Annotated in this window: 18 protein-coding genes, 1 tRNA gene and 1 pseudogene; 11 read left to right on the top strand and 9 right to left on the bottom strand. The window is 61.5% G+C overall.

Annotation, left to right across the window (positions count from 1 at the left end; genetic code table 11):
• Positions 1–146 precede the first annotated feature (146 nt).
• Positions 147–2,384: a TonB-dependent siderophore receptor gene (locus AC3Z8Y_RS05690; RefSeq protein WP_490089944.1), complete on the top strand. Its 2,238-nt coding sequence runs from the start codon at positions 147–149 to the stop codon at positions 2,382–2,384.
• A 65-nt stretch (positions 2,385–2,449) separates the two neighbouring features.
• Here the strand turns inward: AC3Z8Y_RS05690 and AC3Z8Y_RS05685 are convergent, their stop codons facing one another.
• Complete coding sequence (locus AC3Z8Y_RS05685) at positions 2,450–2,935, bottom strand: GNAT family N-acetyltransferase (RefSeq protein WP_490088808.1); 486 nt, start codon at positions 2,933–2,935, stop codon at positions 2,450–2,452.
• Positions 2,936–3,143: 208 nt separating this feature from the next.
• Here AC3Z8Y_RS05685 and AC3Z8Y_RS05680 point away from each other — a divergent pair, with 208 nt between their 5' ends.
• Positions 3,144–3,686 carry a hypothetical protein gene (locus tag AC3Z8Y_RS05680; protein WP_490088807.1) on the top strand — a complete coding sequence of 181 codons (543 nt, stop codon included), beginning with the start codon at positions 3,144–3,146 and terminating at the stop codon, positions 3,684–3,686.
• A 111-nt stretch (positions 3,687–3,797) separates the two neighbouring features.
• Here the strand turns inward: AC3Z8Y_RS05680 and AC3Z8Y_RS05675 are convergent.
• Positions 3,798–3,874: transfer RNA gene (locus tag AC3Z8Y_RS05675), tRNA-Val, on the bottom strand.
• A 129-nt stretch (positions 3,875–4,003) separates the two neighbouring features.
• Between AC3Z8Y_RS05675 and AC3Z8Y_RS05670 the strand changes: the two genes are divergently transcribed.
• The gene (locus tag AC3Z8Y_RS05670; RefSeq protein WP_490088806.1) at positions 4,004–5,680 is read left to right on the top strand and encodes a methyl-accepting chemotaxis protein; all 1,677 of its coding nucleotides are present in this window, start codon (positions 4,004–4,006) and stop codon (positions 5,678–5,680) included.
• Between the two features lie 47 nt (positions 5,681–5,727).
• Here AC3Z8Y_RS05670 and AC3Z8Y_RS05665 read toward each other — a convergent pair whose 3' ends face one another.
• The 4 genes from AC3Z8Y_RS05665 to AC3Z8Y_RS05650 all read right to left on the bottom strand — a co-directional run bounded on the left by AC3Z8Y_RS05665 (position 5,728) and on the right by AC3Z8Y_RS05650 (position 10,824).
• Positions 5,728–6,723 carry an asparaginase gene (locus AC3Z8Y_RS05665; RefSeq protein ID WP_490088805.1) on the bottom strand — a complete coding sequence of 332 codons (996 nt, stop codon included), beginning with the start codon at positions 6,721–6,723 and terminating at the stop codon, positions 5,728–5,730.
• Entirely contained in the window at positions 6,720–7,901 is a 1,182-nt protein-coding gene (locus AC3Z8Y_RS05660; protein WP_490088804.1) for a hypothetical protein, read from the bottom strand. The genes AC3Z8Y_RS05665 and AC3Z8Y_RS05660 overlap by 4 nt, the downstream gene beginning before the upstream one ends.
• Before the next feature lie 11 nt (positions 7,902–7,912).
• Positions 7,913–8,812: a nitrilase family protein gene (locus tag AC3Z8Y_RS05655; RefSeq protein ID WP_490088803.1), complete on the bottom strand. Its 900-nt coding sequence runs from the start codon at positions 8,810–8,812 to the stop codon at positions 7,913–7,915.
• A 116-nt stretch (positions 8,813–8,928) separates the two neighbouring features.
• The gene (locus tag AC3Z8Y_RS05650; RefSeq protein WP_490088802.1) at positions 8,929–10,824 is read right to left on the bottom strand and encodes a flavin monoamine oxidase family protein; all 1,896 of its coding nucleotides are present in this window, start codon (positions 10,822–10,824) and stop codon (positions 8,929–8,931) included.
• A gap of 294 nt (positions 10,825–11,118) precedes the next feature.
• Between AC3Z8Y_RS05650 and AC3Z8Y_RS05645 the strand changes: the two genes are divergently transcribed.
• The 3 genes from AC3Z8Y_RS05645 (at position 11,119) to AC3Z8Y_RS05635 (ending at position 13,742) form a co-directional block, all read left to right on the top strand.
• Positions 11,119–11,838: a hypothetical protein gene (locus AC3Z8Y_RS05645; protein WP_490088801.1), complete on the top strand. Its 720-nt coding sequence runs from the start codon at positions 11,119–11,121 to the stop codon at positions 11,836–11,838.
• Positions 11,839–11,920: 82 nt separating this feature from the next.
• Positions 11,921–12,817, top strand: a complete 897-nt coding sequence (locus AC3Z8Y_RS05640) for an alpha/beta hydrolase (RefSeq protein ID WP_490088800.1) — start codon at positions 11,921–11,923, stop codon at positions 12,815–12,817.
• Positions 12,818–12,863: 46 nt separating this feature from the next.
• On the top strand, positions 12,864–13,742 hold the full coding sequence (locus AC3Z8Y_RS05635; RefSeq protein ID WP_490088799.1) for a formate/nitrite transporter family protein: 879 nt from the start codon (positions 12,864–12,866) through the stop codon (positions 13,740–13,742).
• Here AC3Z8Y_RS05635 and AC3Z8Y_RS05630 read toward each other — a convergent pair whose 3' ends face one another.
• Entirely contained in the window at positions 13,743–14,855 is a 1,113-nt protein-coding gene (locus AC3Z8Y_RS05630; protein ID WP_490088798.1) for an MBL fold metallo-hydrolase, read from the bottom strand.
• 264 nt (positions 14,856–15,119) lie between these two features.
• Between AC3Z8Y_RS05630 and AC3Z8Y_RS05625 the strand changes: the two genes are divergently transcribed.
• From AC3Z8Y_RS05625 to AC3Z8Y_RS05610, 4 genes and pseudogenes are all read left to right on the top strand, one after another.
• Positions 15,120–17,711, top strand: coding sequence for a bifunctional diguanylate cyclase/phosphodiesterase (locus tag AC3Z8Y_RS05625; RefSeq protein ID WP_490088797.1), 2,592 nt, complete (start codon positions 15,120–15,122; stop codon positions 17,709–17,711).
• 79 nt (positions 17,712–17,790) lie between these two features.
• The gene (locus AC3Z8Y_RS05620; protein ID WP_490088796.1) at positions 17,791–18,972 is read left to right on the top strand and encodes a GAF domain-containing sensor histidine kinase; all 1,182 of its coding nucleotides are present in this window, start codon (positions 17,791–17,793) and stop codon (positions 18,970–18,972) included.
• A gap of 102 nt (positions 18,973–19,074) precedes the next feature.
• A pseudogene (locus tag AC3Z8Y_RS05615) lies at positions 19,075–19,851 on the top strand (PAS domain-containing protein); the annotation flags it as partial.
• Positions 19,852–19,959: 108 nt separating this feature from the next.
• Complete coding sequence (locus tag AC3Z8Y_RS05610) at positions 19,960–20,391, top strand: methyl-accepting chemotaxis protein (protein WP_375139186.1); 432 nt, start codon at positions 19,960–19,962, stop codon at positions 20,389–20,391.
• Positions 20,392–20,393: 2 nt separating this feature from the next.
• On the opposite strand, the gene AC3Z8Y_RS05605 is transcribed toward AC3Z8Y_RS05610, so the two are convergent.
• Entirely contained in the window at positions 20,394–21,518 is a 1,125-nt protein-coding gene (locus AC3Z8Y_RS05605) for a GNAT family N-acetyltransferase (RefSeq protein ID WP_490088795.1), read from the bottom strand.
• 315 nt (positions 21,519–21,833) lie between these two features.
• On the opposite strand from AC3Z8Y_RS05605, the gene AC3Z8Y_RS05600 reads away from it, so the two are divergent.
• Positions 21,834–23,114, top strand: a complete 1,281-nt coding sequence (locus AC3Z8Y_RS05600) for a putative porin (protein ID WP_490088794.1) — start codon at positions 21,834–21,836, stop codon at positions 23,112–23,114.
• A gap of 78 nt (positions 23,115–23,192) precedes the next feature.
• On the opposite strand, the gene AC3Z8Y_RS05595 is transcribed toward AC3Z8Y_RS05600, so the two are convergent.
• The gene (locus AC3Z8Y_RS05595) at positions 23,193–24,314 is read right to left on the bottom strand and encodes a beta-ketoacyl-ACP synthase III (RefSeq protein WP_490088793.1); all 1,122 of its coding nucleotides are present in this window, start codon (positions 24,312–24,314) and stop codon (positions 23,193–23,195) included.
• Between the last annotated feature and the right edge of the window lie 70 nt (positions 24,315–24,384).

The following is a 24,384-nucleotide window of genomic DNA, read 5'->3' as shown; positions in this document are numbered from 1 at the left end:
TACAAACCGACACTCGCTGTAAAATATGTAAATAAGATTTAACTCCGAATACGAGGAATTATCATCACCGCCCAACCGGCGCTGTAGAGCGCCCGGGCGCGCCGACGCACTCGGCGATATCAGTATTCGGGAACCCCATCGTGCCTCTGCTTCCACCCAAGCGCCATGTCGCTTTGGCTGTTATCGCAGCCTCTTTCTCCACTGCCGTGATAGCCGCAGACTCCTCTACCCCATCACCTGCGCAATCTGCGCCTGCTGTGGTGTTGGACGAAACCCTCGTTACCGCCGAGCAGGAACTGAAGCAAGCACCAGGTGTGTCGGTCATTACCGCCGAGGACATCCGCAAAGCACCGCCGGTCAATGACCTTTCCGACATCATCCGCAAAATGCCAGGCGTCAACCTCACAGGTAACAGTGCCAGCGGCGTGCGCGGCAATAATCGCCAGATCGACATTCGCGGCATGGGCCCGGAGAACACGCTGATCCTGGTGGACGGCTTGCCGGTCACGTCTCGCAACTCGATTCGTTATGGCCGGACAGGCGACCGGGATACCCGTGGCGATACCAACTGGGTGCCCGCAGAACAGGTAGAACGTATCGAAGTGATCCGTGGCCCTGCCGCCGCCCGCTACGGCAATGGCGCCGCAGGCGGTGTGGTCAACATCATTACCCGCCAGCCTACGAAGGAAACCCACGGGACCTTCACGGTGTATACCGACATTCCCAAGGACAGCGACGAAGGCGCGACCAAGCGCGCAAACTTCGGGTTGAGCGGGCCGCTTACACAAAACCTCACGTACCGCGTGTACGGCAACATGAGCAAGACGGACCGCGACAGCAGCGACATCAACAAAGGCCACGCGGCCGAAGGGGAAGCCGCGGCCGCAGGTGCCGAAGGCGTTCGCAATGCTGACTTCAACGGCCGCCTGAGCTGGAAACTGGACGACCGACAAAGCCTCGACTTCGACGCTGGCTTCAGCCGCCAGGGCAACATCTACGCCGGCGACACCCAGTACAACTACGACTTGCAAACCAACCCCAAGGCTTCCAGTGCAAGCCCGTGGGTTGGCCGGGAAACCAACAAGCTGTACAGGCAGAATTTCGCGGTCACCCATAACGGTGACTGGGACTTCGGCACCAGCAAGTTCTTCCTTCAATACGAACATACCCGTAACCGCCGCCTCGACGAGGGCCTCACCGGTGGTGTGGAAGGCACGATCGATTCGACCGACTTCTCCACCAGCGACCTGAAGAGCTACCTGGCGCATGGCGAATTCAACCTGCCACTCGCCACGCGCGTCGACCAGACGCTGACGGTAGGCGGCGAGTGGAACCGCCAGGAGCTGGACGACCCCGCCTCCACCAGCCAGGCGATGTCTTCGGGCAGCTACTGGAGCGGTTCCACCGCTGCGGATTCTATCGCGGGGGTTGCATCCGGCACCCGCAGCAGCGCAACAGGGGCAACCATTGGTTCGCTGTTCACCGAGGACAACATCGAACCCTGGGCGGGTACCGTGCTCACCCCCGGGCTGCGCATGGACCAGCACAGCGATTTCGGCGTGAACTGGTCACCCAGCTTCAACCTGTCCCAGCGCCTCAACGATGACTTCACCGTCAAAGCCGGCATTGCTCGGGCGTTCAAGGCACCCAACCTCTATCAGTTGAACCCCAATTACCTCTTGCTGAGCTCGGGCAACGGTTGCCCCATCGGCAGTACCGGCAGTTGCTACATCCTGGGCAACGCCGATTTGAAGGCCGAGACCAGCGTAAACAAGGAGCTGGGGATCGAGTTCAAGCGTGACGGTTACATCGCGGGGCTGACGTTCTTCCGCAACGACTACCGGAACAAAGTGGTAGCAGGCACCGACGTGGTCGGCTACTCCTCCGGGGGCAACATGATCCTCAAATGGGAAAATGCCAAAAAGGCGGTGACCCAAGGCCTGGAAGCCAACCTCACGGTACCGGTATCGGACAGCGTGACCTGGACCACCAACGCCACCTATATGCTGGAAAACAAAGACCTGGATACCGGCAACGTGCTGTCGATGATCCCGCGCTATACCGTTAACTCGATGCTGGACTGGCAGGCAACCGAGAAGCTGTCGACACAACTGAGCGTGACCAGCTTCGGTCGCCAGAAGCCGCCCACCAGTGGCACCACCAAGGTAGACGCCGCCGGCGTAGTCACGGACGAAGTGGGCGCTTATAGCCTGGTGAACGTCAACCTCAGCTACCAGCTCACCAAGAACGTGCGGCTGGGCGGCGGCGTGAACAACCTGCTGGACAAGAAGCTGTACCGCGAAGGGAACTCTAACTCCGCAGGTGCGGCCACTTACAACCAGCATGGCCAGGCGGTATACGCCAGTGTGACCACGTCGTTCTGATGATGTGATGCAAGCCGGAAGCGATGGCGCCTGCGGGGCCTGGCGCCCGCTTCCGGCGGTTTATCTTAATCGCGCCCCAGGGCAAACTTCTCCAACCCTTCCCCTTCCAGCCGATAACGCACCCACTCTTCATGGGCCTTCGCGCCGATAGAGGTGTAGAAGTCGATCGCCGGCTGGTTCCAATCCAGCACGCTCCAGTCCATGCGGCCGCAGCCGGTGTCATGGGCGATCTTCGCCAGGTGGCGTAGCAGCGCCTTGCCTGCCCCGATACCACGGTGCTGTGACGACACGAACAGGTCTTCCAGGTAGAGGCCCTTGCGGCCCTGCCAGGTGGAATAACTGAGGAAATACACGGCAAAGCCCACCGGCTGGCCATCCACTTCGCAGATCAAAGCCTTGGCGGGCGAGGGTTCGTCGAACAGGCTGCGCTCGATGTCAGCCAGCTTCGCCTGAACCTCGTGTTCGGCGTTTTCGTAGATCGCAAGCTCGGTGATATACCCGAGGATCGCAGCGGCGTCGCTTCGTGTGGCATCACGAATATGAAGGGTCACGGCAAAACATCCTTAAGCGGTAGACGGTATCCAAGGATACTGGCTCAGGCCGCTTGGGTTATCACGACATTTCGAATATGACCGATCGCTCGTGGCCGTTCTCGTTTCCAGCGGTGGAATGAGTGTTCCCCCACTTTGATCGATTGAGAGGTTACGATTATCGATTAGAGGGTATAGCCGCCTACCATCGTAATCACGAGGGCATGACATGGCACACACGATCAAAACGCTGGAGATTGGCGAGGCGGGAAGCGGCAATATCAGCACTTACTCTCATTCCCATGACGAGAGTAGCATCCTGATCCCGGTGGACAACGCTTCACCAGAGGCTGTGGAAGGGCTCTTACAGTCTTGCCAAGAGGGTGGCAGAACCAAGCGGAGCGTTCTGCAAAGCGGCGACTGGATGACTGCCAACGATATTGCTGAGTTAGCGAAATTCAGCTCGGCAAACCCAAGCACTCAACCAAGCAAATGGAAGCGCGAGAAACGTATCTTCGCAATCCGTCATAACGGCATCGACTACTTCCCGATCTATGCCTTGGATGAAAATACCGGGTACCGTCCCTATGCGGGTTTGAAAGACATCATCCAGGTACTGGAGTCACGTAAAGACGGTTGGGGCATGGCCTACTGGTTTGCCTCTCTCAACGGCCGTTTGGGCTCCAAAGCACCCAGGGATCTGCTAAAGACCGACCCAGGCCGCGTGTTAGCCGCCGCTAAAATCGAGGTGGCTGGTATTACCCATGGTTAGAAGCCGAATGACATAGTGGTAGAAAAGCAATGCGCACTGTCGCGAGCGCAACAAAAAAGGGCGACCCTTTCGGATCGCCCTTCGTGTGCCCCGATAACCGGAGCTGGAAGCTGGTAGGCACAATTGGACTCGAACCAACGACCCCCACCATGTCAAGGTGGTGCTCTAACCAACTGAGCTATGTGCCTGCTGTGGCGCGGCATTCTACGGATATTCGCCCGGCTGTCAACCCGCAAAGGCCAGCTGGCGATCGCTGTCATAAAGCCATCATCTTGGGCTGTTACAAGGCGTAGTCTTTTCGAGTTCAAGGCCCTGCCGTGTTCAGATCCCGTCGTAACGCTCCTGCTCATCACCGCCTGTTTCTTCGCAAGGTCGGCATCGGGCTGCGTCTGTTTGGCGGCTTTGCCGTCTGCGCGCTGTTGTTAGCCAGCCTGGGGGTGTTTTGCCTGAGTGAAATTCACGCCATCCGCGCCCAGGCAGAGCTTATAGAACAAGGGCCGCTATCGAGCATCGCCCGGGCAGACGCCATCGCCCTGGACCTCGGCAAACTTCGCACCGAAGCGGCGCTGCTGCTCAGCTCGGCTAGCGACCCGGGCGAGATGGTCAATCGGCGTATCGCGGTGGAGCAGCTCGCCACCACCCTGGAACCCGCCATTAACGATTACCTGGATAGCCTGCACGTCGGTGCCGAGCGCGATTCGGTGCTATTGCTGCGTGACGCTTACGTGCCTTTTCTCGCCACGGTGAAGGACGCCATTGCGCTTATCGACCAAGGGCAAGCGCAGGCAGGTATCAACAAGGCCAGCGAGGCATTGAGCCTTCAGGGTGGCCTCATGGACATGCAAGTGCAGCTGTTGCGTGAACTCAACAAGCAAGCGTCCGCCGAAGCGGTGCAGCACGCGGCGAAGCAAGCTGAACGCAGCACGTTGATCGTGCCGGTGGCCACGGCAGCGGCGTTGCTGCTGATGCTGTTGCTGGCCTGGCGGCTCACGCTCAGTATCACCACTCCGCTACGCCAGGCCGTTCAAGTTGCCCGGGGTGTAGCGGCGGGCGACCTGCGAGTGTCAGCAACAACTGGCACCATACAGGGCAACGACGAACCTGCTCAGCTGCTGGCGACCCTGGGGCATATGCGGGAACAGTTGCACGAGCTGCTCAGCCAGCTAGGCCAGAGCGTGGACCGCCTCAACGGCGCGGCGCGGGATATGGGCGAAGTAATGCAAGGCAGCGCAAGCGACCTGCAGCTCCAATACACCGAGATCGAGCAGGCGGCCACGGCTGTGAACCAGATGAGCAGCGCCGTGGAAGCGGTGGCGGCGAACGCGTTATCCACGTCGGACGCTTCCCGCGATTCAGCGAGCGCGGCACACGATGGGCAGGCGCAACTGGATGCGGCCATGGGTGACATTGATCAACTCGCAGGGCAAGTGGAAAGCGCGGCCATCCAGGCAAGGCAGCTTGCCAGCCAGACGCAAAGCATTCACAAGGTGCTGGATGTGATTCGCAACGTGGCAGAGCAGACCAACCTGCTGGCCCTCAATGCGGCCATCGAGGCGGCCCGCGCGGGCGAGGTGGGCCGGGGCTTTGCAGTGGTGGCCGACGAGGTGCGTGGGTTGGCCCACCGCACCGGCGCCTCCACCCGGGAAATCGAGCAAATGATGAGCGAAATCCGAGGCGGTACGGAGCTGGCTGTGAAGGCGTTGAGCGACAGCGCCAGCCAGGCCGGCCGTACACGCGCCCGCGCGCAAACAGCCCGCAATACCTTGGGTACCATCTACGAGTCGGTGGCGGGTATCGACAGCCGCAACCAGTTCATCGCCAGTGCCGCCGCGCAGCAGGCGCAGGTATCGCGAGACGTCGACACTACGCTGTCGAAAATACGCGACTTGTCGCTGCAAACCGCCAGCGGCGCCAGCGACACACGCGCTGCCACGCAAGCCCTCGGGCGCCTGGCCAATGAACTGAAACAGATGATGGGAAGGTTTTCGCTATAAGCGCCATTCCTGCAGCACTTCGCTGTGGAATGGCGCTCGACAGTTTCTCAAGCAGCCGCCGTACCCGCAGCAAGGCGAGCCGGCAGGCTTTCGCCGGCCCCTGCCCCGACCAGGGCCCATAGCAACAAGCGGCACTTGCGCGGGCACAACTCGCCCGCCATATGAATGCCGTGCCGCTGCAGGTCGATCTCCCCGCCGGCGAACCCATAGGTATGGAACGCCGTGGTGCCAGCACCGGTGCGGCTGGCGACGATAACCGGCATGTGCCGCGCCGCCAAGGCCAGTGTGGATACCCACCCGGCTGGCACATGCCCGGCGCCGAAGCCTGCGATGACCACGCCGGCGTAACCTGCGCGCAATGCACCTTGCAGCAGCTCCGGCCCCTCCCCCAGCGTGGCTTCGATCAAGGCGACGCGTTGATCGAAGCGCTCCACCACGAGCGGCTTCGGCAATGGCGCAGGCGGGAGGCGGTAGCGGACTCTCCCCTCGATCACATGGCCGATCGGCCCGGTGTTGGGCGAGGCGAAAGCCTCCAGTGCCAGTGCGTTGACCTTGCGCACGTCCCCTGCCTGGTGCACCTGCCGGTTCATTACCACCAGTGCGCCGCGGCCGATGCTGGCGACGTCGAGCGCTACGCGGGCGGCGTCCAACAGGTTGGCCGGGCCATCAGTGCCCACGTCATCCGCGCCGCGCATGGCCCCGGTCAGCACCAGCGGAACCGGCTCGGCCCATTGCAAGCCGAGCAGGTACGCGGTTTCTTCCAGGTTATCGGTGCCCTGGCTAAGCACTACCCCTGCGGCACCGGCGCGAACCTGCTGACGGGCCCAGGCCAGCGCCGCCTGAACCTGCTCGAAATCCAGCGAGGGGCTGGGAACCAGGCACAGGGTGTGAGCCTGCACCTGGGCCAGGCTGGCCAGTGCCGGCAAGCGCTCGGCCCAAGCCTGGGCACCTACCGCTGGCACGATCCCCTCCCCGCCCTCACGGGCCGCCATGCTCAACGTGCCGCCCAAAGCCCCGAGCGCGAGGCGTGGCAAGCCACTCATGAATTCACCAGCCAGCCCACCAAGGGCACCAGTGACACAACACCGATGGCCATGCTCAGTACATTACCTACATAAGGGTGCACATGCGCTGGCAGCCGGCCGCTGATTGCCACAGCCAATGGCGGCATCAATAGCGCGCCCAAGAGGGCGCTCAGGGCAATCACCGCAGGCGCAGGGCCGAGCACAAGGATGCAAGCCGGGACCAGCGATACCAGAGGGATATAGGTGGGATACCAGCCCCGCTCTGCCCATTGGTGGCGCCATATCCATACCCCAGCCGCTGATGCCAAGGCTTGGCCCAGCACGAGTTGAGGCAGCCAGCCTGCACCGTAGAAAGGGCTGGCCGGGTTGAACCACCAAGCCAGCAGTGCCCCGCCAATCAGGCCAGCGCTTGCCCATTCATTTCCGTAAAAAGGTGCTTCGGAAAAGTCCGCGAGCACGCGTCGCACACCCCAGCGCAGCCCTTGAGGGTGCGGTTTCGGTGCCTCGGGAGTAGCAGCCGGCGTGGCAGGTGCAGATACCAGTACCGGCCAGCGCCGGCAAAGCTCGAACGCCACCAGGCTTGCCACGGCCATACCCGCCACGTTACCTACTACTACCGGCAACCCGAGCGGCACGCACACGTAGGCCACCAGCAACAGGCTGGCCGGGGTAACCAGCCACGCCCCCATCACGGCTCCGCTGAGCGCCACGCGCCAGCCTGCGCCGTATAGCAGCACAATCGCCGCCGGCAGGGAAACGAAGGCAACGAACGTGGGCTGCCACACGCCTTCATTCAGCGCCCAGCCCCAGGTCAGGTTGCCCAACAGCAGCCCCAGCGTGGAACTGAGCAGCACCCAGGGCCAGCGGCCACTGCCATACGCGATCGGGAAGCCCTGCCAGCGATCTCCCCTCTGCCCCATCCACGAGGCGAGAAAGCCACCCGCTACCAAGCCCAGCGACGCGAACTCGTGTTTATAGAAGGTCACCTCGCTCATATCCCCAAGCACCCAGCGCCACCGAGCCGCTGGATGATCGAGATGAGACATCATCTCTGCGTAACCCGGCCAAGCCAGGGACGCACCTGCTGTGTTCAGCAAGGCCAGGCCTGCAAGTACGCTGATCGCCGAAGCAGTGATCAGGGCGACCATGAATAGAGAAATGCCGAAAGTCCCGATTTTCCTATCAGAAATGTGCATGACCACCCTCCTCAGCGCGGCATCATCGGATGGTGCCGATAGCCCAGCATCGGATCGTAAAGGTCGCTACGCCGATCCCGTGGCAGGTCGTTCAGGCTGTTCCAGATCGGAGCGCTGCGGGCGGAAACGAGGTCGATGTCGGCGTACAGGATCGTCTCCTCTTGCGCACCGGCCACTCGCCCAAGGGGCCATCCGTTGGTGCCTGCAATCAGCGAACATCCAAGAAAACGATCTTCCCGGTCGCAGCCAACGCGGTTAGCCGCCGCAATGAATACGTTGTTGGTGTGCGCCGCAGTGATGGTGAGGTAGCTGGCCATGCACTTGCCGGCTTCATCGAACAACGGCGGCGGCGTCCACACCCAGTTGTTCAGGCTGCAAATAATGTCGGCGCCCTGTAATGCCAACAGCCGGGGTACTTCTGGAAACCAGACGTCCCAGCAAATCATCAGGCCGATTCGGCCGATGGGCGTTTCGAATACCGGGAAGCCCAGGTCCCCCGGGCGGAACCAAAGCTTTTCAGCATTCCAGAGGTGCGCCTTGCGGTATTTCCCTATGTACCCCTCGGGGCCGATAAGCACCGCCGTGTCGTAAAGCCGAGCACCCTCACGTTCTGCCACCCCAGCGGCCAGATAAACGCGGTGCTTGCTCGCGAAGGCCTCCCAGCACTGCACGGTCGGCCCCTCGGGCACCGGCTCGGCGAGGGCATAGGCCTCGGTTCGGCCACGGAAGGCATAGCCCGTATTGCAAAGCTCGGGTAGCACGATCAGGTTCGCACCGTTCGCTACTGCGCTTTCGGCGAGCGCCAAGCCTTGAGCCAGGTTGGAAGGGCCGTTGTCGACCCCGCATTGGGGGTCGAATTGCACTACTGCGACGCGTACGGGGCTGATGGCAGGGTCAGAAGGCGGGTTCATGAGACGAACTCTTATTCGAATGGATGGATCACCATTTGATACGCATCCATAAGGATTTTAAACCCGCCGGTTTCTGAAGGGCTTGTGCGAAATGTCTTGGAAGAAGAGCGCTTCCTTTAATCCTGGGGTGCGTAGTACCGGGGATACCTTTCTAAGGAGAAGCCCCCCTCAAAAGCGGCACCGGTATTACTGGCCAGATGAATCACTGCATCAATAGCCCCGCGAAGCGCAGGTTCGGTCCAGCCGGCATCCGCACTGTAACCCTCCCCTGCGAAATAAAGATGCGCCTGGCCGGAATGGTTGCGGTTGAAGGCCATTAGCCGTACGACATCGCCATAGGTTCCGGCGCGGTACAGTCTTGCGCACCCATGTGAACTAGGATCGTTCAGCCATCGCTGCACGCGCGCTTTCGATACATTCACATATGGGGACACTGGTTTTCCGATGTTTGTGCACCTAAGAAGGATTCGGTCCAGCTCGGCTAAACATCGCTCGACCAGATCCACATCACTGAATGCCATCAGCTTATTAGCGTCGTCTTCCCATGTGTAACTCAGCAAAAGACAATCGCTTTCATACCCAGGCCCATACTGGTAGGCGTAAACATCATGAATAAAGCTGTCCGTCACCATGATCTGTGGAATGGCCTGCCCCTCTGTCAAGAAGGATTTGTCGAGCGGCAAATACACTTTACAACTGCTTTCCCAATGCGCTTGCTTGCAAGCGTCGATAAATTCGAACGGAAGAACGTCGGCGTCGAAACCTTCCACTCGCACCTGAGTTTCTAGAATCCATGACGGAATGGTTATAACGACTTCGTCGAACTCTAGGGAGGTCTTGCCGTCCGGCATCTCCATTGTCAACTCGACCGAGCCTTCGAGATGGCGACGGATGCCGGTTACGCTCGTACCCGTATAAAGGCCGTCGGGCCTGGTTTTGAGATGCTGGTAAAGCGATTCTTTTTTTTCAGGAATGGGCAGGTACATCATGGCGTCATCGAGCGCCGCTATACCCAGCCATGCTGGAGGATCAAAAGCCATTCCTCGCGAGTCGGTTGGATGTACTGAATCAGGTGGAGCAGGTAGCGGGTGTTCCCTTGAATCCACGCGGCCGTGTACCAACTGCAGATTGCTGCTGAACCCAAAAATCGCCGTACGGATTGGGTACAGACAACACACGTCGTAGAAAGCCCCCCAGCTACCGTCCCCGATACCGATCGAATAAAAGATTCTGGACTCTTCTCGACTCATGCCTAAACCACCAAAATCAGCCGAGACAGTCCCCTCTTCAAGCGTCGGCTCAAGTAGCACCAGCTCCCGGAAAGAAAGGCGAGCGTAACGATCAACCATCGCTGCCCAAAAGCTCTCCCAATTCGAAGTTCCGTAGTGCTGAGCCACGACATTGCAGATCCGCTTGGCAAAGCGAAGCCACTTTTCATGGACCCTATACAAGGTATCCGTAGGCGGCGGTACATCTCCGGTCGGGTTGTCCCAGAGCAGCATCTTCGGAACAGATCCCTCAAGGCAGCCATCACGCAGATATATTCCGGTCTGTGTTACCCATGGTGTCCCAGGGTTAGGGAAGTTTGAAGACTTGAGGTCAAAAAGTCCGGCGTAATAAGCCATGAGCGATCGCCCGTCCTTCACCGGTTCACCAGTTAAATTAAAGAACGGCATACGCATGGCCCCCATCTCGAATGGCGAGCCACCGTCTTTATCAACGAGGGTCAAATGGCGCCCCCCCAGGCGAGTGGATCGTTCAATCAGGGTGACACGTTCGAAGCCCATCCGAACCAACTCACGCGCTGCACAAAGTCCTGCTATACCGCCGCCAATAATTGCTATGCGGCGCTGAGGGTCGGCAGCCGCCCCGATCCCCCCGGGCTGCTCCAATAATCTACGGTAGTCGAAACAAAGGTCCGGGGGATTTGGATAGCGGGCGGCCCATGAGTCCGGCTCGGGGGCGTGGCCTCCAAGATGTGCGGGGTGATCAAAGCTTGAACCAATAGTCATGCATGCTCTCCTTGCAATCAGCGTGTCAGGAGCGCGTTTGTACGGCTTATTGGTCCAGCGCAAACCGTATATAGATACACCGTCTCACCGATGATCATTTTCTCGCGAGCTTTGCCGAGTGGCCGGCCCTGCCGCTTTCCAAGGGATAAAACGACCCTAAAGGTCGCAGATCTTCGCCGAACCGGTGCGGACAGGAAAACCCCTGTAGGACGTTTCCCAAACACCTCTGGCGCCCTGTCCGCTTCCCGGCGCCGATGGTAAAAAAACGTTCCTTCCCTCAGTAGGCATTCGCCCATGTTGTTACCGCAGGTCAGAGCGATCCTTGGCTTTCTCAATACGTGCAGGGCTCACCGCCCCTATCCTCAACGGCCGTTCGTGGCCTTGCTCGAACGCATCGCGAAAGGGTGCCTGCGGGCGGGCATCGGGATATTCCTGATCACTCTGGCCATCGCCGCATGGGCCTGGCTGGGGCAGCCGTTGGGCGCAGTACTGCGGTTCATTGGCGTATTCACCGGGCTGACCAGCATGGTGCTCATACTGTTGGCGTTGTGCTTCCCCATAGTGGCTGCGGCCGTATCACTACGGTCCTGGCGTAGCGATACGCTGGTCCAGATGCTCGGCGACTTCGACATCCAGGCCAAATACGTTCAAGCATTGCTGGGCCACACCACCCCCCACCTGGAGCAGGCGCAGCTGCTGTTGGCCCAGAAGGTCGTTCGGCTCGAACGCCGCGCGGCCATCGTCGTAGGCGAAAAGGTAGCGGTGTTTACCCTCATCGCCACAGGCTTCGCCGCCCTGCAGGCGTTGGGCGGGTTCGACTTCATACGCACGGCGCTGATCCAGGGGCTGACGCAGCCCCCGCTCATGCTCGGGCTCACGATCGGGTCGGCGCTACTGGTAGGGCTGGCTGCGGGAAGCCTTGCGCTGCGGCTGCTCACCGACCGTTATCGCTACGAGCTCGAGCTGCTCGAGCTGGCACTACAAGCGCGTAAAGTGAGCGAAGCACGCCCATGACGCCGCCCGCCTGCAGGGTGCAACCCAGGGCGTCTGGAACAGTCCTAACGCCAGCACCTTTGGCTTTTCAAGGCACAGGCACATGGCATCGACCCCTGCTGGAAAGCGCCGCCGCTGGCTGGCCCTATCGTTCCTTGCCCTGTGCATCGCGGTAGGCACGCCCTACGGATGCTCACGCCTGGCCTACAAGGAGCGCGAGCTCATCTTCAACATCGAGCCTGGGCCGGCCAGCTGGTTCAGCGGCGTGCCCAAGGGCATGGTGGAGATGAACATTCCGGTAGCGGCTAACCTGGCAAGCGACCGCCAATACCTGCACGCGTGGTGGTGGCCGGCGGCAACGCCGGGTGCGCCTGCCGCGCTCTACCTGCACGGCACGCGCTGGAACCTCACCGCGCAGTTGCGCCGCATCGGCCAGCTTCGGGAGATGGGTTTCTCGGTGCTCGCCATAGACTATCGCGGCTTCGGCGAAAGCCCTGGCACCCTGCCCTCCGAGCGCAGCGTGTATGAAGACGCCCAGGCCGCTTGGAGCCGCCTCGTGGCCCTTCAGCCCGACCCGGGCAAACGCTTCATTTATGGCCATTCACTCGGTGGTGCGATTGCCGTGGAGCTGGCAGAGCGGATCGGCGAGGGGGAGGCGCCGGCGGCCTCCGGGCTGATCGTGGAATCCACCTTCACCAACATGGCGGACGCGGCGAAGGCTGTGATCGACACCTCGCTGCCGATTCGCTGGATACTTTCGGAGAAATTCGATTCGGTCGACAAGATTGCCAACATCGGCATGCCGGTGCTGATCGTTCACGGCACCGACGACAAATACGTACCGGATCGCTTCAGCCAGGCCCTGTTCGCCGCTGCCGTGGCGCCCAAGCGATTGCTGCTGGTTCCAGGCGGCACGCACAACAACAGCATGGGCGTGGGCAGCCGCGAATATGCACTGGCCGTGCGAGAGCTGTTCGGCGTAAGCGCGGCGCGCAACTAACGCAACGGGCGGCAGTCAGTAGCTCAACGCCCGGAGCGAACGAATCATGAACGAACCAGACCGCGACGAAAACCACCCACACCACTCAGAGCATCACAAGAAAACCCCCGGCCTCTCGCAGGACGAAAAACAGGAAGTCGACGAAAGCACCCCGCCTCGCCCAGCGGTACTTCACGAGATCATCCGCAGCCAGGGCGACCATGAACTGGAGCGCAGCGTAGCGGCACTGTTCTGGTCGGCCTTGGCGGCAGGGCTCACCATGGGCCTGTCACTGATGGCCATGGGGCTGCTCAACGCCCGGTTGCCTGACGGCGACCCCAGCCATGTGATCGCCAGCTTCGGCTATTCGGCGGGGTTCCTGGCGGTGATTCTGGCGCGGCAACAGCTGTTCACCGAAAACACCCTTACCGCCGTACTCCCGGTAATGACCCACCCCACCCTGGCCAACGCCGGCCGGCTGTTACGGCTGTGGGGGGTGGTACTGGGCGGCAACCTTATCGGCACTTTGCTGGTGTCGTGGGTGATGCTGCGGCTGCCGATTTTCGATGCAAGCACCGATGCGGCTTTCCTCGACATCGGCCGCAAGGTCATGGAAAACGCGCCCGGGCAGATGTTCTCCAAAGGGATCATCTCAGGCTGGATGATCGCTACCATGGTGTGGATGATCGCCGCGCTCGACAACGCGCGGATCTGGATCATCGTGATGATCACCTACCTCATGGCGCTCGGCGATTTCACCCACATCGTGGTAGGCGCCGCCGAGGTGTCTTACCTGGTGTGGGCCGGCGAACTGCCCTGGAGCGAGTTCTGGCTGGGCTTCGCCGGCCCGACCCTGGCCGGCAATATTATCGGTGGCAGCTTCATCTTCGCGTTGATCAGCCACGCTCAGATCCGTAGCGACGCCTCCAGCTCGCCAGGGAAGTGATCACGGGTGCTGGGCGGCGTTCACTCCGGCCTCCGGCGAGTTCACCGGCTCGGCTTCACGCCACCATGGGGTGCCACGTTGAGGGCGGAGCATGTCGAGACGCTCGCCCAACCGGGGGGTCGCCAATGGCACCCCCGCAGCATCGGCCAGGCGAGTGATGCGCTCGAAAGGCTCCTGCCATGGATGGATCGACAGGTCGAAGGTCCCGTTGTGAATCGGCACCATCCAGCGCCCCCCAACGTCCTGGCACGCCTTGAGGCTTTCTTCTGGCTGCATGTGCACGTTTGGCCAGGCGACGTTATAGGCACCGGTTTCCACCAGTGCCACATCGAAAGGCCCATAGCGCTCGCCGATCCGCTTGAAGCCATCGAAATAGCCTGAGTCTCCACTGAAGAACAGCCGCCACTGCGGGGCTATCACCACCCATGACGCCCACAGCGTCTGGTTGCTGTCGAACAGCCCGCGACCGGAAAAGTGCTGGGCTGGCGTGGCGGCAAAACGAACCCCCGCCACTTCGGTTTCTTCCCACCAGTCCAGCTGCCGCACCTTGGCCTTTGGCACGCCCCACTCCACCAGCGTGTCACCTACGCCCAAAGGCGCCAGAAACTGCTCGGTCGTAGCTGCCAACGCCATCACGCTGGCGTGGTCCAGATGGTCGTAGTGGTTATGGGACAGGATCACTGCCTTGAGCGGCGGCAACTCGGCCAATGCGATCGGCGGTTCGTGAAAGCGCTTCGGCCCGGCCCACTGTACCGGCGAGGCCCGCTCGGAAAACACCGGGTCGGTGAGGAAGAAATCACCGTGGCTCTTGAACAGCATCGTCGAATGGCCCAGGCGCCACAGGCTGTTGTCCGGCGCGTCGAGCAGTGCCTGGCGAGACAACGCCTGCACGGGCAGTGGCGCAGTCGGGCGGGTTTCGGGGGGCTTGCGTAACAGCAGGTACTTGAACCCGATCCGCACTTTTTTCCATACGCCGTCCCGCGGGAGCACGGTCAGGTTCTGGTACCGGCCGTCCTCCCAGCGTGAACGCGGCAGTAGTCGGTCGTCTTCACTGGCATTCAGGGGGGGCAGTGCCATCAGTAATAGCGCTCCGGTCACAAGGATTGACTTCATTTGGCCTCCGTACGGGGCTGGGCCAGCTTGACCCGAGCATACAGACCCCGCCTGGCCAGCGCACCCATGCACCCCGTAGCCAAAGCCGGGCGGCCGGACAGTCGGTCGGTTTTACCGGGAACCTCTATGCGCAACGCTGCGTCGAGATAACTACGAACCTTGCGCGCGCAGGCTCACCTCGCCTTCTATACCAAAGGAAGAACGGTCGCTCACATCGGCCAGCCGGTGAGCGCCCACGGCTCTGTAAAAGGAAACGGCCGAAAAATGGAAACCAACGCGTCCGTGGTCAGCCCTCAGCCCCAGTTCATGCGTACCCGGCGATTTTTGCTGATCGTGGGTGCGATCTTCGCGGTGATCTTCGCCGCTGCGTTGATAACCCTGTTCACCCTGGCCCGGCGGCTGGATGCCGCCGATGTTCAGGAGAGCCAGTTCTTCACCGAAAAAGCCCTGGAATCCCGCCTTGCCACCAACATGGCCATGGTGCTGACCAATGCGATCTGGGATACCGCCTACGAACAACTCGCGGCCGGCCCATTGAACCGCGCCTGGGCATTCGATGAGCGCAACATGGGCAGCGCGCTGTACAGCACCTCCGGTTATGAAGGGGTGTTCGTGATCGACCGGCGCGCCACGCGCTATGCGCTGTACAAAGGCCAGCCGAGCGAAGCCCCGTTCGCGTCGTTCATTGATACACGCCAGGCCGACATCGTGGACGCCGCTCTGGATGCGGCGCCTCGCCGGGAAGGCATCAGCCGATATGTGCTACTCAATGGCTGGCCGGCATTATTGGTGGCCGCGGCGATCCAACCTGACAGCCCTAAAGCGGGCCTGGATCTGCGGCAGCTGCCTGTACTGGTGCTCGTTGACCAACTGACGCCTGAAAAGCTTGCCTTGCTGGGCGAAAGCTTTGGCCTGAAAAACCTGACCGTCGATCGCCAGCCCGGCAAGCGCGCGAGCATGCAACTGGACCACACCGGCTTCTACCTGACCTGGGCCCAGGCCGAACCTGGCCGAGAGCTGTTATGGAGTGTGCTGCCGGCGCTGTTGACCATTGGCGTCATCCTCACGCTGCTGTTGGCGTACTTCTTTTACTTCGCGATTCGTGCGTCCCGGCACATTGACGAGCACGTTCGGGGCCTGCGTGCCAGTCACCGGGCGCTGGCCGCCAGCGAGGAACGCTTCCGCGCGGTGGCCGAGGCCGCTTCGGACTGGATCTGGGAGGCCGACAGCCGGGGCCGGCTGACGTACTTGTCTGGCCGCTTTGCCGAGGTGACCGGCTACAGTGTAGAGGCCTGGATGGGGGTGCCGATCGACCAGTTGCTCAGCTGCGACACCACGCCCATCGGGCCATGGCTGGCCTCCCTGCCTGAACACCCGCACAACCCGCCCAACCTGCGCTGTGCCTATCGGGACAACAACAACGACCGCCGCCATTGCCGCGTATCGGCGCGGCCGATCCTCGAAGGCGGCCAGGTGCTCGGCTTTCGCGGTACAGCCAACGACATCACGGAGGAAGTGGCCGCACACGCGCAGATTCAGCACCTCTCCATGCATGATGCGCTTACCGGGTTACCCAATCGCAACCTGCTGGGAGGTTACCTTGAAGAGGCCCTGGGCACACGCCATGAGGGCCCTCCCCTGACCCTCATCCTGATTGATCTGGACAACTTCAAACCCATCAACGACAGCCTTGGGCACCCTGCCGGCGACGTGGTACTCAGGGAAATTGCCAAGCGGCTCAAGGCCTGTACCCGGGACCTGGACCTGGTGGCACGCCTGGGCGGGGACGAGTTTGTGCTGATCCTTTGCGGCCCGGAAAACCGCTTCGAGATCGACCGCTTCTGCCAGCGCTTGGTGGAAAGCCTTCAACAACCTGTGAGCTATGGCGAACACAGCCTGCACGTAGGGGCCAGCCTGGGTATCGCACAAAGCCGCCTGCAGGGCTACGACAGCCAGGAGCTGATTCGCTGCGCCGACATCGCCCTCTACGAAGCCAAGGCCGAGGGCAAAAGCACCTGGCGTTACTATTCCGAGCAAATGAGCGAGCAGATCCAGCACCGCCGCCGCCTGGAAAGTGAGCTTCGCCTGGCGATACGTAACAAGGAGTTCGTACTGCATTATCAGCCGCGCTATCAGGTCAACGGCCTGGCGATTGTTTCAGTAGAAGCCCTGGTGCGCTGGGACCATCCCATCGATGGGCTGATCGGCCCCGATACGTTCATTCCCCTGGCGGAGCAGTCCGAGCTGATCGTGCCCCTGGGCCGCTGGGTGCTGCTCGAAGCCTGCCAGACGGCCTGCAAATGGCCGCAGCCCTTGATTGTGTCGGTCAACCTGTCGCCGGCGCAGTTTGCCCGCAGCGATGTGGTCAAGGATGTTCGGGAAACCTTGATCGCCACGGGCTTGCCGGCACAGCGGCTGGAGCTGGAGATCACCGAGAACGTGATGCTCACGGCCGTCGACAATGCCCTGGCCACCATGATGGCCCTCAAGGAGCTTGGAGTGAAACTGAACATGGACGATTTCGGCACCGGCTATTCGTCACTGGGCTACCTGCGGGCTTATCCATTCGACAGCATCAAGATCGATCGCCGGTTCATTGCCGCGCTCAATGGCAGCAACGCGGCAGAAGGCGACCGCGCCGTGGTGCGCGCGATCATCAGCCTGGGCAAGGCCATGGGCATGACCGTGACCGCCGAGGGCGTGGAAACCGAGCAGCAGCTCGACGTACTGACCTCCGACAAATGCCACGAAGTGCAGGGGTATTTCCTCAGCCGCCCCATCGACAAGGCGGCACTGGAAGCGCTGCTCCGGCAGCAGAGCGAAGCTGCCCTGCCCGGCCGCGCCAATGCCCGCTAGGCGCCGTTGAACCGGTGCTGCTTACAAACCCTGGCGGCATGGTTACACTGTGCCATCGAACGTTTTTGAGCAGTGGCCCATGGCGACCAGCATCAATGAAGATGTCGCCCTGATCGGGCGCATACAGGCAGTACCGGCAATGCTGCGCGTGGTATGCGAGACCACCGGCCTGCGTTTTGCCGCCGTGGCGCGGGTAACTGACACCCATTGGACCGCATGTGCGGTGGATGACCGGCTTGGCTTCGGGCTGGCCCCGGGCGACGAGTTGCCGCTCAATACCACGCTGTGCGATGAGATCCGCAGCAGCCACCGCACCATCGTGATCGACCATGCCAGTACCGATCCCGATTTCTGTGACCACCACACGCCCCGCCTGTATCGCTTCGAAAGCTATGTATCCGTGCCCATGTTCCTTGCGAACGGCACGCTGTTCGGCACTATCTGCGCCTTCGATCCCTTGCCGGTTGCGCTTCGCCATAGCACCGCCCCGGCCATGATCGAATCCTTCGCCAGGCTGCTGACGGTGATGATCGAGGCCGAGGGGCATCAACGGCGCACCGAGCGAGCCCTCTCGGACGAACAGGAAACCGCCGAACTGCGGGAGCAGTTCATCGCGGTGCTGGGGCACGACTTGCGCAACCCTCTGTTCGCGATCAACGCCGGTACCGAGCTGTTGCTGCGGCGGGCACCGGATGACCGCGCCCGTAATATCATCGAACACATCAAGTCCAGCGGGCAGCGGGCTGCGCGCCTTGTGGAGGACGTTCTGGACTTCGCCCGGGCACGCCTGGGCGGCGGGATTACCGTGAAGCTTGAGCCGTGCCCGGACCTGGCCGATGCGCTCCGCCAGGTAGTGGCCGAACTTCAAGGCATTCATCCTCAGCGCGTGGTGCAGCTGGAAATCGATGCGGTAGATGGCGTTTATTGTGACCGTGAGCGCGTTACCCAGCTGGTCTCCAACCTGGTGAGCAATGCATTGCTGCACGGCGCACAGGACACGCCGGTGACGGTCACCGCCACCCGCGACGCTCAAGGCCTGCGCATCAGCGTGAACAATAGGGGCGTGCCGTTGGACAGCCAGGTGCTGGCGCAGCTGTTCCGGCCGTTTTCCCGCCGGGGCAGCAACCGCCCCGGCAATGGCCTGGGCCTGGGCCTGTACATCGCTTACCAGATCGCTGTTGCCCATGGCGGTACGCTTCAGGCCACCTCCAGCGCCGAGCAGGGCACCTTGTTCACCTTCAACCTGCCCACCCCCGCGTAATCCGGCCGGCCCTTCGGTCGGCCCATGCGAAAAAATCTAAAGCACGTGGATCCCGTGCCGATGCCCTGACATCTTTCTTCCAGCTACGGTCAGGTGCGCCCAATGTTCAATAAAGGACTGAAAACAGAATTGGCAGCCTTGCGCGAGGAAGTCGCGTCGGTTCAGCAGATCAGAGACGGCCTGGATGCCGACATGATCATTATCCGCATTGACCCACACGGCCGCATCGAGCACGTGAATGCGAACTTCGAAGCGGAGATGCTCTACCGTCGCCAGGACCTTATCGGCAAGGCGCTGGAAGAGATCGTGCCCGACCATGTGAAGCGCGATGATTTCCACCTGCGCGCTCGGCAGGCACTGCAACGTGGCGAGCACTTCAGCGGCGCGTTGCGCCTGCTGCGCCGTGATGGAAGGGAAGCCTGGCTGCGCGCGCTGATGATTCCGTTCAGGACGGGCGAAGGCGTACTCACCGGTTTCAAGCTCTACGCCAACGACCTCACCCGCACCATCGAAACCTCCCGTGAACAGGAAGGCGTGATCAAAGCGCTGCTGCGGTCCACCGCAGTGATCGAATTCGACCTCCAAGGGAACGTCCTCACCGCCAATGACCGCTTTCTCCAAGGCATGGGCTACCGCCTGGAGCAGATCAAGGGCAAACACCACCGGCTGTTCTGTACCGCTGAAGAAGTGAACTCACCCCGCTATCACGCGTTCTGGGAACAGCTGCGCCGGGGCGAGTATGTAGCCAGCCGTTTCGAGCGAGTCGATAGCCATGGGCGGCCCGTGTGGCTGGAAGCGTCCTATAACCCGGTACTCGATGCCAACGACCGGCTGGTTAAAGTGGTGAAGTTCGCCACCGTGATCACCGATCAGGTGAACCGTGAGAAAGCCGTGGCGGATGCCGCCAATATCGCCTACAGCACGTCGGTGCAGACCGACACCAGCGCTCATCGCGGCGCCGATGTGGTTCAGCAGACCGTTGCGGTGATGCGTGACCTTGCCCGGCACATGCAAGAGGCGGCAGAAGGCATCGAGGCGCTCGACCAGCAGAGTCAGATCATCAGCACCATCATCAAGACAATCAGCGGCATTGCCGAGCAAACCAACCTGCTGGCGCTGAACGCCGCGATCGAAGCCGCCCGGGCCGGCGAGCAGGGCCGTGGTTTTGCCGTAGTGGCCGATGAGGTTCGCCAATTGGCCTCACGCACTACCCAGGCCACCGCAGAAATCGCCAGCGTGGTGCAAAAGAACCAGAAGCTGGCCTCGGACGCGGTGACCGTGATCGCGACAGGCAAGCAACAGGCACAGGACGGGCTCGCGCTGGCCGGCCAGGCAGGTAACGTGATTGTGGAGATTCAGGACGGGGCGCAGAAAGTGGTGAGTGCGGTCTCGCAGTTCGCCACCCAGCTGGGCAAATGATTTCAGCCTTGCCGATACGGCAGGGCTTCACGCGCCTCTATTGCGTATTGCGCGACCCCTTCGCGCTCCCGCTCGAGGAACTCACCGACCGCCGCCCGTAAACCCGGGTGCAACAGGTAATGCCAGGAGCGGGTGATCACCGGCTCGAACCCCCGGATCAGCTTGTGCTCGCCCTGCGCCCCGGCATCGAAACGCGCCAGCCCCATGGCGATGGCCTGGTCCATGCCTTGATAGAAACAGGTTTCGAAATGCAGCCGATCAAACTCGGCCAGGCAACCCCAATAGCGCCCATACAAGGTGTGTTCATCGACCAGACAGAACGCCATGGCCACCGGGCGCCCACCCTGATGCGCGAACACCACACGGATGGCCTGCGGCATACGCTCGGCCAACAGGCTGAAGAAGGCCCGTTCCAGATAGGGCGCCTGGCCCCTTACCTCGTAGGTATTGGCGTAGCAGGCATAGACAAAGTCCCAGTGCGCCTCGCTTAGCTGGCCACCCTCCAGCCATTCGAATTCGAAGCCCTGGGCCGCTACCTGCTCGCGCTCCTTGCGCATCTGCTTGCGCTTGCGGGAGCTGAGGGTATCGAGAAAATCCTGAAAGTCCCGATAGCCACGGTTATGCCAGTGATATTGGCAGCCTAGCCGCTCCAGCCAGCCCGGCTCTTGGGCGATGCAGGCATCCAGGCCAGGCTCGGTGAAGTTCACATGCGCGCCGGAATAGCCGCTGGTAGCCAGATACTCGGGCAGGGCCTGCAGCAGCTCCACGCCATGTTCAAGGTGTCGAGCCAGCAGGCGGGGGCCGGTCACCGGGCTGAACGGCACCGCGCAGAGCAGCTTGGGATAGTACGCAAGCCCGGCGCGGCGACAGGCGTCGGCCCAGCCGTGATCGAATACGTATTCACCATAGGAGTGGCTTTTGCGGTAAGCGGGTAACGCGGCGCGCAAGTGCTCCCCTTCCCACAGCAGCAAATGCTCGGCTCGCCAGCCGGTTCCCGGGCCTACACTGCCGCTCGCTTCCAGGCTGCTGAGAAAGGCGTGCCGCAAGAACGGCTGGGCGCCTGTCAGCAAGCCATCCCACGCCGCAGCCGAGACTTGTTCCAGGCTGCTAGCGATCTGTACTGTCATAACCCTCTCCCCCACGGCCTGTTGCGCCGAGTATTGCGTAAAAGCCCTGCGCATTCCCAGTGAAGCCCTACCGGCGGCAAGCCGCGCAATAGCGGCACTTTGCCCTTGCCTGACGCACAACCCTTGTGCTAGAGCCTTCGGCGCCGCTGCGCTTGTCATCATTCTGCCATGTTGGCGCCACTCGCCTGTCACATTCGGCCGCAATACTTGCGCCAATTTTCAAAGACGGGGAGCCCAGTGCGTAACCCCGCGGTGCAGTCCTTCCGGACCTGAATTGGGGTGAACCGCATCCCGCCTTTAACCAGGGAGAAACCTATGCGTCTTGTTTCAACACGAACCGGAGCCGGCGTTTGCGCGGCCATGTTGCTGGCCACCAGCCTGCCCGCAAGTGCTGCCGTTGATGAGAAGCTGCTGGAGATACTTCGCGCCAACGGTTCGATCAACGCTGCCCAGTATGCCGACCTTCAGGGCGAACTGGCGCGCGACAAGCAGGCGCAAGCCCAGCAGGTGGCTGCGGCGCAGGAATCCAAGAAACAGGAATTGTCAGCCTTCGAACAAAAAGTGGCCTGGGCGGCGAAAACCCAGATCAAAGGTGATGTTCGCCTGCGCTACGAAGACCAGAACACCGACGGCGCTGCCAGCAACAGCGGCAAGGACACCGACCGCCAGCGCGTGCGCGCCCGCTTTGGTGTGTACAGCGAAATCAACCCGCAAGTGGACGCTGGCATCCGCCTGGCCACCGGCAGCAGCAACGATGCCCGCTCTACCAACGAAAACCTGGACAACTACTTTGTGAAGAAGAGCTCCTGGGTTGACCTGGCCTACCTGGATTATCACCCCACTGCCCTGCCCAACCTGCACCTGATCGGCGGCAAGATGGCCCAGCCATGGGTGAACATGGGCGACGTGATCTGGGACGGCGACATCAACCCCGAAGGCGTTACCGCTACGTACAAACACGCCATTGGCAGCAAGTCCGAGCTGTTCGGCAGCGCGGGCTATTACAACCTGAAGGACAACGTTGACGGCGAAGGCGTGCAATTCCGCCACGACCTGAAGATGTACGCCGGTCAGCTGGGTGGCCGCTTCGGTGTGACCGACAACCTCAAGCTCACCGTGGGCGGCAGCGTATACGGCTTTGACGGTGACGAAGACACCACCACCCTGTCCGTGAACGGTAACACCGCTGGCCAACAACAGCAGTTCAAGCTGTATGAAGGCTTCGCTCAGATGGACATCTCGGGCTTGCCGATCCCGCTGGCGGTGTATGGCCAGTACGTGAAGAACGCGGACGCCGTGAACGACCAGGACACCGCCTGGCTGGCCGGTGCCAAGACGAAACTGTTCGACAAATGGGGCCTGGACTACAACTACCGCGACGTTCAGCGTAACGCCGTTGTGGGTGCGTTCACCGACTCGGACTTCGGCGGCGGCTACACAGGCGCTCGTGGTCACAAGCTGAAAGTGTCGTATGACATCGACAAAAACTTTGCCCTAGGTGCAACGTACTTCATGGCAGAGTCTGACACCTACGTGGCGAACAAGACCAACGCCGATGTAGACACCCTGCAAGTGGACCTCGAAGCGAAGTTCTGATGCGGTTGTAACAAGTTCGTGGGCCCAGCCCGCTCCTACACCCCCAGTAGGAGCGGGCTGGGCCCGCGAACCGTTCCATCACCGCTTGCGCAGAATCACGCTACCGATCGAATACCCTGCCCCGAACGAGCTCAGTACGCCGAGGGCGCCGCTGGGCAGATCATCCTGGTGCTTGTGCAAGGCAATCACCGAACCGGCCGAGCTGGTGTTGGCGTAGGTATCGAGAATCACCGGTGCTTCTTCCGGGCTGGCGTCACGGCCCAGCAGCTTCTTCACGATCAGGTGGTTCATGCTCAGGTTGGCCTGGTGCAGCCAGAAGCGCGACACCTTGCTTACCTCGATGTCGTTCTCTTCCAGGTGCTTGCCGATCAGTTCGGCCACCATCGGGCACACTTCGCGGAATACCTTGCGACCTTCCTGCACGAACAGCTTGTCGTCCGCGCCCACGCCTTCCGCCTCGGCGCGGTTGAGGAAGCCGAAGTTGTTGCGGATGTTGTTGGAGAACTGGGTCAGCAGCTTGGTGCTGAGCACTTCGAACTGATACGGCGAGGTGGCCAGGTCGGCACGCTCCACCAGCACTGCCGTGGCGGCGTCACCAAAAATGAAGTGGCTGTCGCGGTCGCGGAAGTTCAGGTGGCCGGTACAGATTTCCGGGTCCACCACCAGCACCGCGCGGGCCTGGCCAAGTTGCACGGCGTTGCAGGCTGTTTGAATACCGAAGGTGGCCGAAGAGCACGCCACGTTCATGTCGAAGCCGAAGCCCTGAATGCCCAAGGCCTGCTGCACCTCGATAGCCACGGCTGGATAAGGGCGCTGCAGGTTGGAACACGCCACGATCACCGCGTCCACGTCCGCCGCGGTGCGCCCTGCGCGTTCGAGGGCCTGGCGCGCGGCGGCCACCGCCATTTCACAGAGGATCGACGGCTCGTCGTTGCTGCGTTCAGGCAACCGGGGCACCATTCGCTGCGGATCGAGGATACCGGCCTTGTCCATCACATAGCGGCTTTTGATGCCCGAAGCCTTCTCGATGAACGCGGCGTTGGATTCAGCCAGCGCTTCCTGCTCGCCCCGGGCGATCGCCTCGGCATGGGCGGCATTGTGCTGGTGTACCCAGGTATTGAAGGACTCCACCAATTCTTCGTTGGTGATGCTCTGGGGCGGCGTGAACAACCCGGTGCCACTGATAACGACGTTATGCACGTTCGTTCCTCTGAATAATGGGCGCCTGATCAGGCAATGACCGGCAATTTTGCCATATCTGGAACGAACG

It is taken from the genome of Pseudomonas sp. 3MAES_34.3B (assembly GCF_058145875.1).
This window is presented reverse-complemented; position numbering and strand designations above follow the sequence as displayed.

What these genes read in the sequence shown, in the direction of transcription:
- AC3Z8Y_RS05645 (WP_490088801.1), top strand. Translation starts at nt 11,119, where the DNA reads ATGTTGTTACCGCAGGTCAGAGCGATCCTTGGCTTTCTCAATACGTGC.
- AC3Z8Y_RS05655 (WP_490088803.1), bottom strand. Translation starts at nt 8,812, where the DNA reads ATGAACCCGCCTTCTGACCCTGCCATCAGCCCCGTACGCGTCGCAGTA.
- AC3Z8Y_RS05650 (WP_490088802.1), bottom strand. Translation starts at nt 10,824, where the DNA reads ATGACTATTGGTTCAAGCTTTGATCACCCCGCACATCTTGGAGGCCAC.
- AC3Z8Y_RS05600 (WP_490088794.1), top strand. Translation starts at nt 21,834, where the DNA reads ATGCGTCTTGTTTCAACACGAACCGGAGCCGGCGTTTGCGCGGCCATG.
- AC3Z8Y_RS05625 (WP_490088797.1), top strand. Translation starts at nt 15,120, where the DNA reads ATGGAAACCAACGCGTCCGTGGTCAGCCCTCAGCCCCAGTTCATGCGT.
- AC3Z8Y_RS05640 (WP_490088800.1), top strand. Translation starts at nt 11,921, where the DNA reads ATGGCATCGACCCCTGCTGGAAAGCGCCGCCGCTGGCTGGCCCTATCG.
- AC3Z8Y_RS05665 (WP_490088805.1), bottom strand. Translation starts at nt 6,723, where the DNA reads ATGAGTGGCTTGCCACGCCTCGCGCTCGGGGCTTTGGGCGGCACGTTG.
- AC3Z8Y_RS05620 (WP_490088796.1), top strand. Translation starts at nt 17,791, where the DNA reads ATGGCGACCAGCATCAATGAAGATGTCGCCCTGATCGGGCGCATACAG.
- AC3Z8Y_RS05610 (WP_375139186.1), top strand. Translation starts at nt 19,960, where the DNA reads ATGCGTGACCTTGCCCGGCACATGCAAGAGGCGGCAGAAGGCATCGAG.
- AC3Z8Y_RS05635 (WP_490088799.1), top strand. Translation starts at nt 12,864, where the DNA reads ATGAACGAACCAGACCGCGACGAAAACCACCCACACCACTCAGAGCAT.
- AC3Z8Y_RS05680 (WP_490088807.1), top strand. Translation starts at nt 3,144, where the DNA reads ATGGCACACACGATCAAAACGCTGGAGATTGGCGAGGCGGGAAGCGGC.
- AC3Z8Y_RS05660 (WP_490088804.1), bottom strand. Translation starts at nt 7,901, where the DNA reads ATGCACATTTCTGATAGGAAAATCGGGACTTTCGGCATTTCTCTATTC.
- AC3Z8Y_RS05630 (WP_490088798.1), bottom strand. Translation starts at nt 14,855, where the DNA reads ATGAAGTCAATCCTTGTGACCGGAGCGCTATTACTGATGGCACTGCCC.
- AC3Z8Y_RS05605 (WP_490088795.1), bottom strand. Translation starts at nt 21,518, where the DNA reads ATGACAGTACAGATCGCTAGCAGCCTGGAACAAGTCTCGGCTGCGGCG.